Source organism: Kribbella swartbergensis (assembly GCF_054784135.1).
The window spans coordinates 124,839-141,855 of the sequence record NZ_BAAGPM010000008.1 but is presented as its reverse complement, the minus strand read 5'-3'; the positions used below and the strand labels follow the sequence as shown (position 1 = coordinate 141,855).

Below are 17,017 nucleotides of genomic sequence, written 5' to 3'. Positions count from 1 at the left end.
TCTACCGGCTCCGGTCCACGATCTTCCGCACCATCTGGCCGGTCGACTGAACCCCGGCCGACGGGGTACGCCGTACTGCTTGATCGGCATTTTCACCGAGTTCGACGACCAGGAACGCGAGCCGGAGGCTAGCTGGGCTTGTCGGACTTGGAGAGAGGGCCGTCTCGGCGTACGACGGTGGAGGCGGCCTTGTCGAGCACCTCCATCAGGGCGTTCTTGTCCTGGGGGAGTCCGGTGGAGCTCATCTCGACGGCGCAGAGACCGCTGTCGTCGGCGACCCAGCGGACGATGACGTAGCGGACCGTTGCCACCGGCGACAACGAGGCGGGCGGGACATAGGTGTAGGCCAGGGTTGCGTAGTTGCCCTCGACCGTCCTGGAGACGTACTTCACCATCTGGTCCTTCGGCAGCGCGTCGAGTTGCGCGATCCGTGCCTGCATCGAGGCGGCCGGCGGGCGCTGGATGGTGAATCCGGCCTCGATCCGGAGCCAGCGCTTGCCGGTCGGGTCGGTGAACCGCGCGGTGCGCGGCGGGTCCGGACGGGTCATTTCCCAGTTGGACGGCAGGCGAGCGGTGAGCTGCGACCTGTAGACGTACTCCACGCTGAACGAGCGGGACTTGTACCGCAGCTCGTCCGCTTCGAGCGGGGGTGAGTTGTCGGGTACGACGTTCCGCGGCGGCACCGTCGGCGACGGAGTTGTCGAGGGCGTCGGTGTCGACGGCTGGACGGGTCCCAGCGGAGCCGCCGTACCGGCTGCCGCGGCCGATCGATCGGTCGCGGTGAGCAGGCCGACTCCGTACCCGCCCGCCCCGCCGATCGCGGTGATCGCCACCAGTCCCGAACCGAGCAGGGCGCCAACAGTCCCCCGACGAGCCACGCCTTGCCTCACCTCCCCAGATTTCCCCTACTCCCGACAGACACCGTAACCCGCCCCCAGGTTGCGGTCCGGTGGGTAACGATTCCGTGAAACCGCCGTCAGGTGGTCTCCCGGACGGTCCGGGTGGCCTGCCGCAGCACCTCGGCGAGACCGTCCGCGTCCTGCGGCAGGCCGGTGATGCTCATCTCCACCGCGGTGCGGTCGTCGTCGGTCGCGACCCAGCGGACGATGACGTAGCGGCGGGTCTGTTTCGGGATGAAGGTGTAGATCAGCGTCGACACCGTCCGGGGCCGGCCGTCGTCGCCTTCGATCTGCTCGTCGGTCTCCGTGAGGATGCGGAGGTCGTTCTCCGGCGGCTGGCTCTGGCGCAGGTTGACGACGAGCTGCTCGCGGGCGTCAGCGGTGGTCTGGTTCGGTTCGACCGCCTCGACCCGGACGCCGCGCTCGTTCAGCCGGTCCAGGAACTTCACCTCGCCCGGGGCCTTCGGGTTCCTGGTCAGCCGCCAGCCTTCCGGTGTCTCGATCGAGATCTGCACCGGCCGGTAGCCCTCCGGTGTGACCGTGAACGTATGACGCTGGTAGGCCAGGCCGGTCTCGAGAGCCGCGACGTCGCTCGGCACCGGGGTCTTGACGGGCGGCGACGGCTCGGACGGTGACACCCCGCCGAGCGGGAGCGCCTCGCCGGACTGGGTGGGGGTCGGTTCGGTGCGATCGCCGGCGTAGTAGCCGCCGGCGGCGCCGAGGAGGGTGGTCAGCACGATGACGATGACCAGAATCGGACGTTTCACCCGCGCACCGGTCCGGGCGTCACGCGGCCCCGGCCGGTCCCGTCGTACGACGTGACGAGGCGCAGCACGTCGTACGGCGTGCTGACAGGCGGAGCGCAGGCGGTCGCTGGCACGGCGACATCTTCTCAGGCGACCCCGGGAGCCCTCCAAACAGCGCTGGGGCGCCCGCGTCACTGAATCCTTTCAACGAGGTCTTGACACCCTCTCGGGCCGTCCGTAGCGTCCCGCGTGAAGAAAGTAACACGACTTCGCGATTACTTCACATCACCTAGCGGTAATTCAGGGGCGGCTCTCGCCCCGCGGCTCAGGAGGAACCATGGCACTCGATCAGTCCGTCAGTCGGAGGCGTCTCCTGCAGCTGATGGGTGGGGCGGCCGCCGCCGGCACGCTGGCTGCCTGCGGCGGCGGCAACGGCAGCTCGTCCTCGTCCGGCGGACAGGTGAAGGTGATCGGCGCCGGCAGTCAGGAGGCCGGTCTGCGCAAGGCGCTGGAGGAGTACAAGAAGGCGCACTCCGACTTCGACTTCAACCTGTCGTTCTCACCCGCCGACCAGTTGCAGACCGCGCTGCGCGCCCAGCTCGCGGCCGGCAACGCGCCCGACCTGCACGCGGTCTACCCGGGCAACGGCAGCGCGATGTCGATGGTCCAGCTGAGCAAGGCGAACCTGCTCGCCGATCTCAGCGACCAGTCCTGGACGCAGAAGATCCCGACCGGCTTCAAGGGCGCGTTCCAGAACGACGGCAAGACCTACATCTTCTCGCCCGGCACCAGTGTGCTCGGCGCGATCTACAACAAGAAGGCGTTCGCGACCGCCGGGGTCGAGCCGCCGACGACGTGGTCGGAGCTGCTGACCGTCTGCGACAAGCTGAAGAAGAAGGGCATCGTGCCGATCGCCCTCGGCGCGCAGACGCCGTGGGTGACCCAGTTGATCGACTACGCCCTGGTGCCCGGCACGGTCTACTCCAAGACGCCGGACTTCGACGACAAGATGATCGCCGGCAGCGCGTCGTTCGCCGACTCCGGCTGGGCCGACGCGATGAACAAGTACCTGGAGCTGCAGAAGAAGGGTTTCTTCAACGACAACCCGAACGGGACGACGTACGAGCAGGCCACCTCGATGGTCGGCACCGGCAAGGCCGCGATGGCCGTCCAGGTGTCCGCCGTGCTGCAGGCCTTCCGGGAGGCGGCGCCGTCACCGGACGACCTGGGCATGTTCCCGTTCCCGGCCACCGACGTCGAGGCGGACAACTGGATCCCCGGCGGTGTCGTGGTCGGCCTCGGGATCAACGTGAAGAGCAAGAACGCCGACCAGGCGAGGAAGTTCATCGAGTACTGCGGCCAGCCGGAGACCGTCAACGCCTGGGCCGAGGCGGTCGCGTGCGTGCCGCTGTACTCCGACGGCGAGGCCAAGGTGGACCCGGTGCTGAAGCCGTTCCTGCCGTACCTGAAGGACAACAAGGCGGTCCCGTTCATGGACCAGCGCTGGCCGAACGCGGAGGTCCAGCCGACCCACTTCGCCGTCGTCCAGGAGCTCCTCGGCGGCAAGACCACGGTCCAGGGCGCCCTGAAGAAGATGGACGAGGCCTACCGGAAGACCGCATGACAGTCTCTCTGCAGGCGGTACGACGGGAAGCCGTGAAAGCATCGCGGCGTCGCGGCGGGGGTATCGCGCCACCGTGGTTCTTCGCGGCACCGGCTCTGATCGTGTACGCGCTGGTGATGCTCTACCCGAGCATCGCCGGCGCGGGCTCGGCCTTCACCGACTGGTCGGGGGTCGGCGAGCAGCGGACGTTCGTCGGGCTGGAGAACTTCAAGCAGTTGGTCCGCGACGACCAGGCCCTGGGCGCCCTGCGCAACACCTTGCTGCTGACGGTGGCGATCGTCGTCGTGCAGAACGGCATCGGGTTGCTGCTGGCGCTCGGCGTACACACCGGGATCAAGAGCCGGATGGCGCTGCGGGTGATCTTCTTCGCGCCGGTCGTGGTCAGCCCGGTGATGGTGTCGTTCCTGTGGAAGTACGTCTACAACCCGGCGCCGGACGCGGGCCTGAACGCGGCGCTGAACGCGATCGGCCTCGGCGCGCTGCGGCAGGACTGGCTCGGTGACCCGTCGCTGGCGATCTGGTCGGTCGCGTTCACGGTGATCTGGCAGTGCGCCGGCTACTCGATGGTGATCTTCCTGGCCGGGCTGGAAGGCGTACCGCAGGAGTTGCACGAGTCCGCGATGGTCGACGGCGCCGGCACGTACGCGCGGTTCCGGCACATCACCTGGCCGTTGCTCGCGCCCGCGACGACGATCAACGTGATGCTCTCGACGGTCGGCGGTCTGACCCTGTTCACGCAGATCATCGCGATGACGAACGGCGGACCTGGCTACGCGACCGACACGTTGTCGACGGTGCTCTACAAGCAGGCCTTCGTGTACGGGAAGTTCGGCTACAGCACCGCGGTCGCGCTGGTGCTGGCGATCTTCGTCGCGGCGGTCTCGTTCATCCAGATCGGGTACCTGCGTTCGAGGGAGACGACGGCATGACGACCGGATACCGTCCGCGCACGCTGGTCCGCGAGCTCGTCATGATCGCGGTCGCGATCGCGTTCCTGTTCCCGGTGTACGCCCTGGTGACGCTGGCCTTCAAGGATCCCGAGCAGATCGCCAACAAGCCGTTGTCGCTGCCGGATCCGCCGTCGGTCGGCAGCTTCGGCGAGGCCTGGCAGTCGGCGTCGCTCGGATCGGCGCTGCTGAACAGCACCCTGATCACGGTGACCAGCGTGGTCGTCCTGATCGTGCTCGGGTCGCTGGCGGCGTACTTCCTCGCCCGAACGGCGTCCCGGCTGAGCTACAGCCTGTACATCCTGTTCCTGGTCGGCATCATCCTGCCGTTCCAGCTCGGGATGATCCCGCTGTACCAGCTGGTCAACGACCTGGGCCTGCTCGGCACGTACCAGGGGATGATCCTGTTCTACACCGGCATCCAGCTGCCGTTCACGGTGTTCCTCTACACCGGGTTCATCCGGTCGCTGCCGGCCGACTACACCAACGCGGCGCTGATCGACGGCGCCTCGCACCTGCAGGCGTTCGGGTACGTGATCTTCCCGCTGCTGCGGCCGATCACCGGCACCGTGCTGATCCTCAACGCGGTGCACATCTGGAACGACTTCTTCACCCCGCTGCTCTACCTCGGCGGGTCCGGGCGGGAGACCGTCCCGGTCCGGGTGTTTGCCTTCGTCAACGAGTACACCTCCGACTACGGGCTCGTCGCCGCCGGCCTGGTGCTGGCCGCGCTGCCGATCCTGCTCGTCTTCCTCGTCCTCCAGCGGTACGTCATCCGCGGGTTCTCCAGCGGCCTGAAGGGATAACCGTGGCACTTCCCCCTCGCCTGGCATCGGTTCTGACCGATCCGCCCAGGGCGTACTCGCCCGCGCCCATCTGGTGGTGGAGCGGCGAACCGCTCGACCCGGCCCGGCTGCGCCGGCAGCTGGAGCGGTTCGTCGAAGGTGGGGTGTACCAGCTCGTCGTCCTGAACCTGGCTCCGGCCGGCTCGGACCACGGGTGCGATGCGGACGATCCGGCGTTCTTCAGCGAGCGGTGGTGGGAGATCTTCCTCGGGGTGTGCGACGACGCCGCCGAGCTGGGTGTCTCGTTGTGGTTCTACGACCAGCTCGGGTTCTCCGGGGCGGACATCCAGGCGCGGTTGGTGGCTCGCCGGCCCGCGTACGCCGGCCGGCGGCTCCAGCGGTCGACGCTGAGTGGGACCGGTCGGCTCGAGGTGCGGTGTCCGGCCGGCGGCCGGGTGATCTCCGCGACGGTCGAGCCGTCTGCCGAGGTGGTTGTCGACTCTTCCGGCGCCTCCTGTGACGCCGCCGTCGAGTCGCGGTTGTCCTTGTTCTACGAGACGGACCATGGGTTCGACTACCTGAGTCCTTCGGCCTGTACGGCGTTGCTGGACCAGGTGCACGGTGAGTTCGAGCGGCGGCTGGGGGACCGGCTCGGTCGCGTCGTGGTCGGGTCGTTCCAGGACGAGTTGCCGTCCGTGCCGACCTGGTCCGCCGACTTCGCGTCACGTTTCCTGGCGCGTTACGGGTACGACCTCCGGGAGCGACTCGGTGCGCTGTGGGACTCCGCCGTACCGGACGGGGCTCGAGTACGGCGCGACTACCACGCACTGCGGGCCTCGTTGGCCGAGGAGGCGTTCTTCCGGCCGTTGCACGAATGGCACGACAAGCACGGGCTGATCGTGGGCTGCGACCAGCAGGATCCGGCCCGGGCCGGGTTGCCGGTCGACGGCGTCCAGTTGTACGCCGACTATGCGCGGACGCACCGCTGGTTCAGCGCGCCGGGGTCGGACCATCACGGGGATGCGCGGATCCACTCGTCGTTGGCGCATCTCTACGGACGGCCGAGGACCTGGATCGAGGCGTTCCACTCGACCGGCTGGGGCGGGACGCTGGAGGAGACGTTCGACTGGTTGCTGCCGTGGTTGCGCACCGGCGCGACGTTGTACAACCCGCACGCGGTCTACTACACGACTCGGGCCGGGTGGTGGGAGTGGGCGCCGCCGTCGACCGATTGGCGGCAGCCGTACTGGCGGCATCACAAGTCGTTCGCGGACGCGGTGACGCGGTTGTGTGCGGCGTTGTCGATGGGACGGCACGTGTGCGAGGTCGCCGTACTGTTCCCGAATGCGACGGCTCAGGCCGATCTGACGCTGGACGGGCCTGGTCCGTCGGCGCTGCGCGCGCAGGAGGTGTATCGGGAGCTGATCGGGGACGCGACCTGGTTCGCGCCGGCGCTGGGGGTGCTGGACCGGGCGCGGATCGATGCGGACGTGATCGACGACGAGTCGCTGGCCGGTGCCGAGGTGGTGGCCGGGCCGCGGCTGTCGTTTGCCTCCGAGTCCTATGCCGCCGTCGTCTTGCCTGCGGCAACTGTGCTCGAGGAGGCGGTGATCGAACGGCTGAACGAGTTCATCGCCGCCGGCGGGCTGGTGGTTGCCGTGGACGCGGTGCCTGACGGGTTGTCGGGCGAGGTCGTGGTGGTTGCCTCGTCGGCGGAAGTGCCTGCGGCCTTGGCGCCGGTGCCGCTGCGGGTGGAGGCCGACGTACCGGTGTTGACTCGGGAGGTCGACGACGCGCTGGTCGTGTTCGTCACGCCGACCGAGTGGAGTGCGACGCAGATCGACGGCGCGCCCGTCGGGCGGGGGATCAGTCACGAGTGGGCCCGGGTCGGGTACTCGTTCGATCCGTCGCGGTACCTGGACGAGGTGCGGCTGCGGGTCCGCGACGTACCTGGGCCGCCGCTGCTGGTCTCGCCGTTCGACGGGTCGACCAAGCCGCTGATGTGTGAGGACGGCGAGGTGGTCGTGCCCTTCGACCAAGGGCCTGCCGCGTTGGTGGTGTTTGCCGAGGGCAACCCGTCGGCGGCTGCCGAGACGCCGGGTGAGTCGGACGAGGTCGTGCTCGACGGTGACTGGGACTTCGAGCTGATTCCGACGCTGGACAACAGTTGGGGCGACTTCGCCTGGCCTGCTTCGACGTCACGTGATGCCGTCGTCGAACGCTGGGCGCTCGAGCATCGGGTCGAGGGGTCGGACGACTGGCGGCCGGCGCACGCCACCTTCGGCCCGCACGGTCTGATCGATGGTCGACCCGTGGAGTACTCCGAGTCCCGGGGAATCTTCAAGGACCACATACATCACCATGCTCTCGGTCCGAAGGGCCACGTTCCGGAGGACTTCCTCGACTTCGGCACCGTCGAGGCCGGTCACACGGTGACGTTCTCCGCCGCCTTCGCGCTGACCGAGACCTTGCAGTCGACCGTGGTGGTGAGTGCGCCCGCAGCCAAGGAGTTGCTGCTCGACGGCAGACCGCTGCCGATCTCCGACGCGGGCGGTCAGTTCGGGTCGGTCCCGGTGGATCTCGAGGCCGGGACACATCACCTCGAGCTTCGGCTGACGCCTTCGGAGCAGTTGAACCTCCGGGCGAACGTGGCATTCGTGCGCGACCTGGCGTCGTACCGCCGCCCGGAGTGGATCGCCGCGGACTCGGCCGGCCCTGGTGCCGCGATCCGCTACAGCACGACCGTCGTACCGGGGGAGTGCACCGAGCTGACGCTGACCGCGTGGGGATCGGCGCGGTTGCTGGTGAACGAGGTCGAGGTGGGTCGCCAGGGTGGATTCATGCCGTACGAGCGGCCGATTCCACGCGTACGCCGGTACGACGCAGCCGCCGTACTCCGGCCGGGAGTCGAGAACACCGTCGTGGTCGAGGTGACCCGGCCGGCCCCGATCCTGGTCGACGGCCTGGTGATCTCCGACCACGACTGGACGGCCACGGTCGACGGATCCACCGTGCCGACGGTACGGCGGCGGCCGTGGCATCGCTCACTGGCCGATCTGTACCTCACGCGTCGGCCGCATCCGCTTCCCGCCGCTGCCTGGCTGGACGGCACCGATCTGGGAGTCGTCGAGCCGATCACGTTCGCCGTACCCCGCCCGTCGCCGGACCGGATCGAACACCTGCGCTTCGACCTGCCGCCAGGCACGACCCGGTTGGAGATCGACCTGGCCGGCGAAGCGGTCCTCACCGTCGACGGTCAACAACTCGCCACCGGTGCAGGCACACTGGTCGCCGACGTCCCTCCAGGTGCCAAGACCGGCTTGCTCACGGTGATGACCACACCCGGCCACGAGTCCGGCGCGGCCCTAACCGCTCCCATCCGGGCAACCGTCGGCCCCGGCCGAATCGGCTTGGGCAACTGGGAAACCCTCGGGCTTTCCGAGTACTCCGGCGGCGTCCGCTACACCCGCGCGGTCGAACTCCCCGAGGCCGACTACCGGCAGCTGGACCTGGGCCGAGTGCGCGGCACCGCAGAAGTCCTGATCGGCGGCACCTCGGTCGGCTCCCGCTTCTGCTCGCCGTACACCTTCGACCTCACTGACATCCCGCCGGGCCAACACACCCTCACCATCGAGATCTTCAACACCGCCGCCCCCTACCTCGACGCGGTCAGCCCAACCCACTTCGTCTTCCCCGGCCAGAAGACCTCCGGCCTCCTCGGCCCGGTAACCCTCAGAAGCCGGTACGTCGGTCAGTAGACCTCGATGCGGTCGAGGCTGATGACTGTGCTGCCGGAGGCGGGGTTCTTGTCTCCGGTGACGCGGACCTTCAGGGTGTGCGGGCCGGCGGGGAGGGTGGGGCTGACGTAGATGAGCTGTTCGCCGACGCGGATCGAGCTGTAGTAGTCGATGCGTTGTTCGGGGCCGCCGTCGACGGAGATCGCGGCGATGCCGTTGCCGACGTCGAGGACGCTGAGCAGGGCGACCTTGGTGCCGTTGAAGCGGATCGTCGCGGACGCGTCGCGCTGCCCGCTCCAGTGGTCGTTGCCCCAGAAGCACTGGTTGCCGCAGCCGGAGCCGGAGCTCCAGGCGCCGCTGTAGACGACCGCGCCGTCGGTGTCGTTGATCCAGTAGTTCGCCGAGCCGGGATCACCGGACGGCAGGGTCTGCGTGGCGCCGGCCGCGAGCGGGCGGCCCAGGTTCGGGGTGCCGTCGGCGTTCCAGCTGATCTTCTGCACACGGCTGGTGCGGAAGGCGTACGTGTACGTGCTGGTGTTCTTGCCGTGGTACGCGATCCAGTCCTCGGTGCCGTCGGGAGACTTGAAGAACGAGTGGTGACCCGGTCCCCAGACGCCGGTCGCGTCGTTGCGGGAGAAGATCGGGCCGGGGTGCTGCACCCAGTTCGACGCGACCATCGGGTCGGCGCCGTTCGCGATGCTCTTCATCCACAACTGGTAGTCCGGCTTCCCGGTGTCGCAGGTGGAGTAGGTGAGGAACACCCGCCCGTTGCGGTAGAGCGGTGTCGGTCCCTCCCGGACCTCGGTGCAACCGCCACTGGCCGGGATCGCGACCCGGCCGCCGGTCACCGACCACGGGCTGTTCATCCGGGCGATGTACAACTGCGCCGGCCCGCCCTGACCGCGGCCGGGTCCGGACCAGACGAAGTACTGCTGCCCGTTCACCGTGATCGGCTCGCCGTCGATCGCGTACTCGCCGAAGTCCGCGATCTTCGCCTTGAAGTGGTACGGGCCGAGCGGGTTGTCGCCCTCGGACTCGATCACGTACATCCGGTGGTTCGCGTCGACGCCGTCGGACGCGGTGTAGTAGATGTACCAGCGGTCGCCGACCTTGCGGAACGCCGGCGCCCACATCTGCTGGTTGCGGCTCGGATCCGGATCCCGCCAGACCACCTGCTCGGGCTGGATCAGCAGTGTCGCCAGGGTCGGTGACGACCAGATCCCGATCCGGTCGCCGCGGGTGGTGGCGACGTAGTACCGGCCGTTGTAGTGCATCAGCGACGGGTCCGCCGACGGGTTCACCGGATTCCGGAAGGTCTGCGACGCCATGGTGTTCTCCTGTCGAGCCTCGGCCGGTCCGGCCGGCAGACCGCTCAGCGCCAGTACGACGGAAGCACTCAAAGCCATTGCGGGGCGGAAGAACCTCATGGCAGAACCTCTCGAGCCGGAGGGGCGGGACCGGTCCCGTCCGTTGTACTGCGGCTGTGCCAACGTTGTAAACCTTTCACACCACGATCGAAAGCCGGGTGGCCGCCTGGCCCCCGGCACCGGCATCATGGGGCGATGCTCGGGGAATCGGAGGGCACCAAAGGCGACGCCACGATCGAGCAGATCGGCCGGCGCCGTACGTTCACCAGGACACTTCAGCTCGCCGTCGTCCTCGCGGTCGTCCAGTGGCCGATGCGGGACGCGGTGCACGACGCGGCCGGTTCGGCGTACGACTGCGAGGTGCCCGGCCGGCTGTCGTTGCTGCTCGACGCGACGTTCATCATGGCCTACGTCTACGCGGCGTACCGCGCGTACAAGTACGTCAAGTTCCTGAACCGTCAGTCGTGGGCGCGGGTCGCGGCGGCCGGGTCGTGGATCGTCTTCGTCGCCGCGCTGCTCGACGTCGTCGAGGACATCCGGCTGTGGACAGAGTTCGGCGCCTCGACCGGTCCCTGTGCCGATCTGTCGACAGGCTGGTTCACCTGGCTGATGCGCGGCATCGGACTCGCCGGCGCACTGGTTCTCGCGGTCGCCTACTTCGCCAGCAGCCGCTTCGGGCAACGGAAGCTGTACGGCGTCGTGATCGATCCACCCGCGACGTTCAAGCGGATCAAGGACGACGGCAAGGACGCCGGGCGGCTGGTGATCACCTGCTCCGGCGGCGGCATCCGGTCGGCATCGTTCTGTCTCGGTGCGCTGCAACTCCTGCGGGAGAAGGGGTACTACGACAAGGCGTCGACCGTGATCGGCGTCAGCGGCGGTGGTTACATGGCGGCCGCGTTCCACGTGCTCAGGCGGACCTGCGCCGACCCGTTCTCGCCGGGATCGCCCGAGCTCGCGCGGTTGCGGCGGCAGACCCGCTACCTGCTGCAGGGTGGCCGGGCGATGTTCCGTGCGGCGTTGTCGGTGCTGTTCGGGCTGGTCGTCAACCTGCTGCTGATCGGGATCACGCTGCGCGCGATCGCCTGGGTGCTCGGCTGGTTCCTTGCCGACCAGGAGGTGATCACCGAGGCGGGCTCCAGCCTTCACGTGGACTGGCGGCCGAACGACTCGTGGTCCTTCCTCTGGTTGTCGCTGTTCCTGCTCGCGCTCAGTGCGGGAATGTTCGTGCTGGAGAAGGTGTGGGATCGCTGGGCACGGATGCCCGACGTGGTCCGGATGCTGCTGACAACGATCGGGAACGTGTCACTCCGGTTCGGGCTGCCGCTCGCCGTACTGCTCCTCGGCGTACCGGGAGGCCTTTATCTGCTGGGACAGCTGCCCGGTGATTCCGCCGACCAGCCGAGTCTGCCCTCGGCTCTGCAGGCGTTGGTCGACCCCACGAAGCAGGGTGTCGCGTCGTTCAGCGCACTGGTCGTCGTACTGATCGGGCTCGGCAAGACGGTGTGGAACGGGCTTGCGGTCGAGGGCAAGGAGGCGGCCGGCGTGCGGGCGCGGTTGCTGGCGTTCGCCCGGACCAAGCTCGCGCCGTGGCTGGCCAGCACGATCATCGTGGTCGCCGCCGTCATCGTGCTGCTGCGCTGGACCGGCGGGTACGCGATCGACCGTTCCTACCAGGAGGACTGGAACGTCGCGTTGGTGCTGGCCGCGATCGTGGTTGCCGTCAAGCTGCTCACGGACGCGAACCGTACGTCGCTGCACTCGTTCTACCGGGAGAGGCTGTCGCGCGCGTTCCTGGTGAGCCGCAAGGACAACGGCGCCGCGGTCGCGCTCGACTACCACCTGCGTTTGCGGTACTCCGAGTGGGCCAAGCCGGTCGACGGCGGTCCGCAGTTGGTCATCGCGGGCGTGGCGAACGTGTCCGACGCCGACTTCGTGCCGATCCAGCGTGACTGCGTGCCGTTCGTCTTCGACGCCGAGCAGATCGGGATCATCGGTGACCGGTCGCTGCCGGACGGCGGGCGTCGTACGACGGACGACTACGAGCGCGAGGCCGACGTACTGAAGCGCGAGGTGACCGTGCCGGCCGCGATGGCGATCAGTGGTGCCGCGTTCAGCCCGCTGACCGGCCGGGTGAACGCCCGGACCCGGCCGGTCCGGCTGCTGCTCGCCGTACTGAACGCACGGCTCGGGGTGTGGCTGCCGAACCCGTACTGGAACAACCGGCCCGAGCCCACGTTCCCCGAGGTCCGCGGGGTCCTGGCGAAGGTACGACGGTACGTCGGCAGCGTGATCGACAAACCCGGTCCTTATCGGTTGCTGCGGGAGGGGATCGGTCAGCCGTCGATGTACGACCGGCGGATCTACGTCACCGACGGCGGTCACTACGACAACCTCGGCCTGGTCGAGGCGCTCCGCCGGGAGCCGGCCCAGGTGATCGTGATCGACGCGTCGAACGACGCCGAGGACCGGTTCACCGCACTCGCCGAGGCGATCGCGACGGCCCGGATGGACCACGGGATCCAGATCGACATCGACCCGTCGCCGATGATCCGCGGCTCCAAACCGCGCGCCGACCGGGCCTGGGCGTACGGCATCGCGACCCACCCGCTGAAGGACGGCGAGGAGGAGCCGTACAAGTCCGAGATCTTCTTCCTGAAGGCGGTGCTGGCCGGCCACCTCGGCTGGGACATCGAGCAGTACGCCGTCGGTCACCCCGACTTCCCGCGCCGCACCACCGGCGACCAGTTCTACGACGAGTGGGACTTCGAGGCCTACCGCTCCCTCGGCTACACCCTCGCCAACTCCCTCACCACCCACCACCGCGTCAAAGCCCGCCTCGACGATCTGTAACGACACGTGACGGTGACTCGATGTAGCCCCTCGAGGGGGAAGTCACCATGCACACATTCAATTCACCACCGGGCTGGCCGGAACCACCGGCTCCGGATTGGCAACCACCGCCCGGTTGGCGACCAGACCCGAGCTGGCCGCCGGCGCCACCGGGCTGGGCCTTCTGGCTGAACTCCCGCGGACTTCGAGCCCGCGGACCGAGCGGGCGGTACGGCGCGGAGCCGCCGGTGAAGCTGATCGCCGGATGGGTGGCGGCAGGGATCGCCTTCGTCACCATCCTCGCCGCGATCGGCGGCAGCGACAGCGCGTCCTCGTCGCCGGTGCCCGGCGCAACTGCCACGGCAACAACGACGGTCACCCTGCCCGGACCTACCGAAACCGCCGTGGTCACCGTGCCGGGGCCGACGGCAACCGTCACCAAGGCACCGCTGCCGGCTCGCACAGTCACGGTCAAGCCACCGCAGGCGACCACTACGGTGACCGAGCGGGCGCCGCTGGCTCAGTCCACCACGAGCGCACGACCCAGCAAGACGACAGCGCCGGCGCCGGACGTGTACTACGCGAACTGCGCGGCGGTGCGGGCGGCCGGAAAGGCGCCCCTGTATGCCGGGCAACCGGGCTATGCGTCGCATCTCGACCGGGACGACGACGGAGTCGCCTGCGAGTAGGCCGTGCCGGCTGAGGCGGCAGATGCGGGTGCGGATGCACGTGCAGTCCGGGTGGTGGGCGGATGGTTGCCCAGGTTCGGGGGCGGTGGTGTCATTGGTGGCCGTGTGCCGGGAAAACTTTACGGAAACTTAGCCGTGACGTCTGGTACGCCAGATCGTTGATCTGTCAGACAGTTGGCGATCGACGGATCGCTGGGGAATCCGAGGGGGCCCGCCCGTGCACAAGTTCAACCCACCGCCCGACTGGCCCGAGCCGCCGAGTGATACATGGCGTCCGCCGCCGGGCTGGGAGCCGGACCCCGACTGGCCGGAGCCTCCGGCGGGCTGGGGTTTCTGGGTCAACCGTCACGGTCGCCCGGCCAGTGGACCCATCGGCGCCTACGGGGCCGTCGAGGCGGGCCGGGTCGAGTTCGCGGCTGTCGACCCCGCCTTGGTGCTCATGCATTCCTGACCGGCAAACACCTGACCGTCCCGTCGGCGCAGGCGCAGCCGGCCGGGCCACCCGGCTCCCACAGGCTTCCCAGCTGTGGGAGCCGTGGCGTGTCCGGGTTCGGACGCGGACTGGCGTGTTCTTATCGCCTTCTGGTGTTATGTTATCAGCGCAGATAACACTGGACTGGGAGGCGTGACGTGGCCTGGATCGGCGTGGACCTCGGTACGCAGAGCGTGCGCGCCGTACTCGCCGATGCCGACGGAACGGTCCTGGCCCGCGCCGCCCGGCCGCTGGCCAGCCACCGTGAGGGCGCGCGGCACGAGCAGGACCCGCAGAGCTGGCTCGACGCCGTCGACGCCGTGCTCGCCGAAGTCTCCGGACCGGCCGTCGAGGGCATCGCGATCTGCTCCACGTCCGGCACCTTCCTGCTGACCGACGAGCACGGCAGGCCGGTCACCCCGGCCCTGATGTACGACGACGCCCGTGCAGCCGACCAGCGTAACCGCATCGTGGACGCCGACCCGGAACGCTGGTCGACGGCGATGCAACCGACCTGGGCGCTCCCCAAGCTGCTGTCGCTGAAGCCGACAGAACACCACCGGATCGTCCACAGCGCCGACTTCGTGGCCGCCCATCTCGTCGGCCATCCGGTGGCGACCGACACCAGCCATGCTCTCAAGACCGGCTACGACCTGGTCGCGGACGCCTGGCCGCACGCCGCGTTCGACAAGCTCGGTCTCGCGCCCAGCCTCTTCCCCGAGGTCGTCCTCCCCGGCACCGAACTCGGCCGCACGCCGGCGAGCGTCCCGGTCCACGCCGGCATGACCGACGGTTGCGCCGCCCAGATCGCCGCCGGTGCCCTCAGCCCGGGCGCCTGGAATTCGGTCCTCGGTACGACGCTCGTCCTCAAAGGGGTGAGCAAGGACCTGCTGGACGACCCCACCGGCGCGGTCTACAGCCACCGTCACCCCGACGGCGGCTGGCTCCCCGGCGGCGCGTCCAGTACGGGTGCCGGCGTACTCACCGAACTGCTTCCCACCGCGGACCTGGACGCCCTCGACAAGGCAGCCGGCCCGGTCGACGCCGTCCTCTATCCACTCACCAAGACCGGTGAGCGCTTCCCCTTCGTCGCGCCGCAGGCGGAACGCTTCACCCTCGGCAACCCGGCCGACGACCTCCAGACGTACGTCGCCGTGCTGCAAGGCGTGGCCTTCATCGAACGACTCGCCTTCGAGCACCTGGTCGGCCTCGGCGCCGACCCGGTCCGATCCGTCTCGCTCACCGGCGGCGCGGTCCGTAGCGGCTACTGGAACCAGCTTCGCGCCGACGTACTCGGCGTACCGGTCGAGCTGCCGGCCGCGCCGGACCCGGCGTACGGAATGGCCGTCCTGGCCGCGTCGTCCGGAGGCTCGCTCACCGAGACGGCCCGCCGGATGGTCCGCACCGACCGCATCCTCGAGCCTGGACCACACAACCTCGAGGACCTGTACGGCGAGTTCGTCGCCGAACTGGATCGCCGGGGGTACCGCGGATGAGGACGACGATCGTGCTGGCCCGGCACGGCCGGACCGAGTGGCACCACGGCAACCGCTACACCGGTTCGACCGACCTCCCGATCGACGAGGTCGGCGTACAGCAGGCGCGGCAGCTCAAGGAGTGGGCGATCGACTACGCACCGGACGCGCTGTGGTGCTCACCGATGCTGCGGGCCCGGCAGACGATCGCGCCGACGGCGGAGGCACTCGGTCTGGAACCGACCTTCGACGCCCGGCTGCGCGAGGTCGACTTCGGCTCGGCCGAGGGCAAGATGCTCAGCGAACTCCCGCCGGCCGTGGCCAAGGCCTTCCAGCTGGATCCGGTGCGTGACCACTTCCCGGGCGGCGAGGATCCGGCCGCGGCGGCCGACCGGGTGCACGAGGTCTTCGAGGAGATCGGGCGGGTGCACCAGGGTCAGAAGGTGCTCGTCGTCGCGCACAACACGCTCATCCGGCTGCTCACCTGCCGGGTGCTCGGACTGCGGCTGAACGACTACCGCAGACTGCTACCTGTTCTCGGTCCCGCGGCGTTGGTGCGTTTCCGCTGGCAGGACGGCACAGTGGGTCTCGAGGCGTACAACCTTCCCGCAGTCCGAATGGAGACCCTGGCATGACATCCGACGTCGACGGTGACACCACCGAACTGAGTCGTCCCGCCCGCCGGCAGGCCGAGATCGCGGCGTACGTCGTCGAGCACGGCTCGGTCTCGGCCAACGAACTGGTCGAGGCGTTCGGGGTGAGCGTGATGACGGTGCACCGCGACCTGGACGAGCTCGAGCGGCAGGGCGTGGTGCGCAAGTACCGCGGCGGCGTCAGCGCGCAGCCGACCAGCGTGTTCGAGAGCAACGTCGCGTACCGGCTGAACACCGCGCAGACCGAGAAGGCCGCGCTGGCCCGACACGCCCGGGCGATGATCGAGCCCGGTATGTCGGTGATGCTCGACGACTCGACCAGCGCGCTGGCCCTGGTCGACCTGTTCGAGGACATCACGCCGTTGACCGTGGCAACGAACTTCCTGCCCGCGATCACCAAGCTCACCCAGCTGCGCGACATCACCCTGCTCGCCCTCGGCGGCATCTACTCCGCGACGCACGACTCGTTCGGCGGGATGCCGTGCGCGGAGGCGGTCGAGTCGCTGCACACCGACCTGCTGTTCTGCTCGGTGTCCGCGGTGTCGCCGACGCACGCGTTCCACCAGGAGGAGGAGATCGTGCTGGTGAAGCGGGCGATGCTGCGGTCGGCGAAGACCAAGGTGCTGCTGGTCGACCACGCGAAGCTGCAGCGCACCGCCCTGCACCGGCTCGCGCCGCTGACCGACTTCGACGTCGTGGTGGTGGACGAGAAGACCCCGCAGGACCTGATCCAGCCGCTCCGCGACCACGGCGCGACCGTGGAGGTCGCAAAACTATGACCGCTCCCGCTC

The 17,017-nt window shown here is 68.9% G+C and carries 12 protein-coding genes; 9 read left to right on the top strand and 3 right to left on the bottom strand.

All coding sequences use genetic code 11. The features are described 5' to 3' along the window. Window positions 1–128: 128 nt before the first annotated feature. A complete protein-coding gene (locus tag ACYVOK_RS04320; RefSeq protein WP_460660908.1) occupies window positions 129–878 on the bottom strand; it encodes a hypothetical protein in 750 nt (249 codons plus the stop codon). A gap of 98 nt (window positions 879–976) precedes the next feature. Then, window positions 977–1,666 carry a hypothetical protein gene (locus ACYVOK_RS04315; protein ID WP_460660907.1) on the bottom strand — a complete coding sequence of 230 codons (690 nt, stop codon included), beginning with the start codon at window positions 1,664–1,666 and terminating at the stop codon, window positions 977–979. 316 nt (window positions 1,667–1,982) lie between these two features. On the opposite strand from ACYVOK_RS04315, the gene ACYVOK_RS04310 reads away from it, so the two are divergent. The 4 genes from ACYVOK_RS04310 to ACYVOK_RS04295 are packed head-to-tail and all read left to right on the top strand — an operon-like array spanning window position 1,983 to window position 8,759. Beyond that, window positions 1,983–3,269, top strand: coding sequence for an ABC transporter substrate-binding protein (locus tag ACYVOK_RS04310; RefSeq protein ID WP_460660906.1), 1,287 nt, complete (start codon window positions 1,983–1,985; stop codon window positions 3,267–3,269). Then, a complete protein-coding gene (locus ACYVOK_RS04305; protein WP_460660905.1) occupies window positions 3,266–4,198 on the top strand; it encodes a carbohydrate ABC transporter permease in 933 nt (310 codons plus the stop codon). The genes ACYVOK_RS04310 and ACYVOK_RS04305 overlap by 4 nt, the downstream gene beginning before the upstream one ends. Next, window positions 4,195–5,022 (top strand): carbohydrate ABC transporter permease, encoded by an 828-nt coding sequence (locus ACYVOK_RS04300; RefSeq protein ID WP_460660904.1) that lies wholly within the window; start codon window positions 4,195–4,197, stop codon window positions 5,020–5,022. The genes ACYVOK_RS04305 and ACYVOK_RS04300 overlap by 4 nt, the downstream gene beginning before the upstream one ends. 2 nt (window positions 5,023–5,024) lie before the next feature. Next, window positions 5,025–8,759: a hypothetical protein gene (locus ACYVOK_RS04295; protein ID WP_460660903.1), complete on the top strand. Its 3,735-nt coding sequence runs from the start codon at window positions 5,025–5,027 to the stop codon at window positions 8,757–8,759. Here ACYVOK_RS04295 and ACYVOK_RS04290 read toward each other — a convergent pair. Continuing rightward, window positions 8,753–10,165, bottom strand: a complete 1,413-nt coding sequence (locus tag ACYVOK_RS04290; protein WP_460660902.1) for a family 43 glycosylhydrolase — start codon at window positions 10,163–10,165, stop codon at window positions 8,753–8,755. The two genes, ACYVOK_RS04295 and ACYVOK_RS04290, sit on opposite strands and share 7 nt — an antisense overlap. Window positions 10,166–10,300: 135 nt before the next feature. On the opposite strand from ACYVOK_RS04290, the gene ACYVOK_RS04285 reads away from it, so the two are divergent. From ACYVOK_RS04285 to ACYVOK_RS04265, 5 genes are all read left to right on the top strand, one after another. Beyond that, window positions 10,301–12,958, top strand: coding sequence for a hypothetical protein (locus ACYVOK_RS04285; protein WP_460660901.1), 2,658 nt, complete (start codon window positions 10,301–10,303; stop codon window positions 12,956–12,958). 227 nt (window positions 12,959–13,185) lie between these two features. Then, entirely contained in the window at window positions 13,186–13,626 is a 441-nt protein-coding gene (locus ACYVOK_RS04280) for an excalibur calcium-binding domain-containing protein (RefSeq protein ID WP_460660900.1), read from the top strand. A gap of 630 nt (window positions 13,627–14,256) precedes the next feature. Beyond that, window positions 14,257–15,594, top strand: coding sequence for an FGGY-family carbohydrate kinase (locus ACYVOK_RS04275; RefSeq protein ID WP_460660899.1), 1,338 nt, complete (start codon window positions 14,257–14,259; stop codon window positions 15,592–15,594). Then, window positions 15,591–16,208 (top strand): histidine phosphatase family protein, encoded by a 618-nt coding sequence (locus tag ACYVOK_RS04270; RefSeq protein WP_460660898.1) that lies wholly within the window; start codon window positions 15,591–15,593, stop codon window positions 16,206–16,208. Before ACYVOK_RS04275 ends, ACYVOK_RS04270 begins: the two co-directional genes overlap by 4 nt. Continuing rightward, on the top strand, window positions 16,205–17,005 hold the full coding sequence (locus tag ACYVOK_RS04265; protein WP_460660897.1) for a DeoR/GlpR family DNA-binding transcription regulator: 801 nt from the start codon (window positions 16,205–16,207) through the stop codon (window positions 17,003–17,005). The genes ACYVOK_RS04270 and ACYVOK_RS04265 overlap by 4 nt, the downstream gene beginning before the upstream one ends. Window positions 17,006–17,017 lie beyond the last annotated feature (12 nt).

Coding starts and splice junctions, on each gene's coding strand:
- ACYVOK_RS04285 (WP_460660901.1), top strand. CDS start 10,301: ATGCTCGGGGAATCGGAGGGCACCAAAGGCGACGCCACGATCGAGCAG.
- ACYVOK_RS04300 (WP_460660904.1), top strand. CDS start 4,195: ATGACGACCGGATACCGTCCGCGCACGCTGGTCCGCGAGCTCGTCATG.
- ACYVOK_RS04305 (WP_460660905.1), top strand. CDS start 3,266: ATGACAGTCTCTCTGCAGGCGGTACGACGGGAAGCCGTGAAAGCATCG.
- ACYVOK_RS04270 (WP_460660898.1), top strand. CDS start 15,591: ATGAGGACGACGATCGTGCTGGCCCGGCACGGCCGGACCGAGTGGCAC.
- ACYVOK_RS04265 (WP_460660897.1), top strand. CDS start 16,205: ATGACATCCGACGTCGACGGTGACACCACCGAACTGAGTCGTCCCGCC.
- ACYVOK_RS04290 (WP_460660902.1), bottom strand. CDS start 10,165: ATGAGGTTCTTCCGCCCCGCAATGGCTTTGAGTGCTTCCGTCGTACTG.
- ACYVOK_RS04310 (WP_460660906.1), top strand. CDS start 1,983: ATGGCACTCGATCAGTCCGTCAGTCGGAGGCGTCTCCTGCAGCTGATG.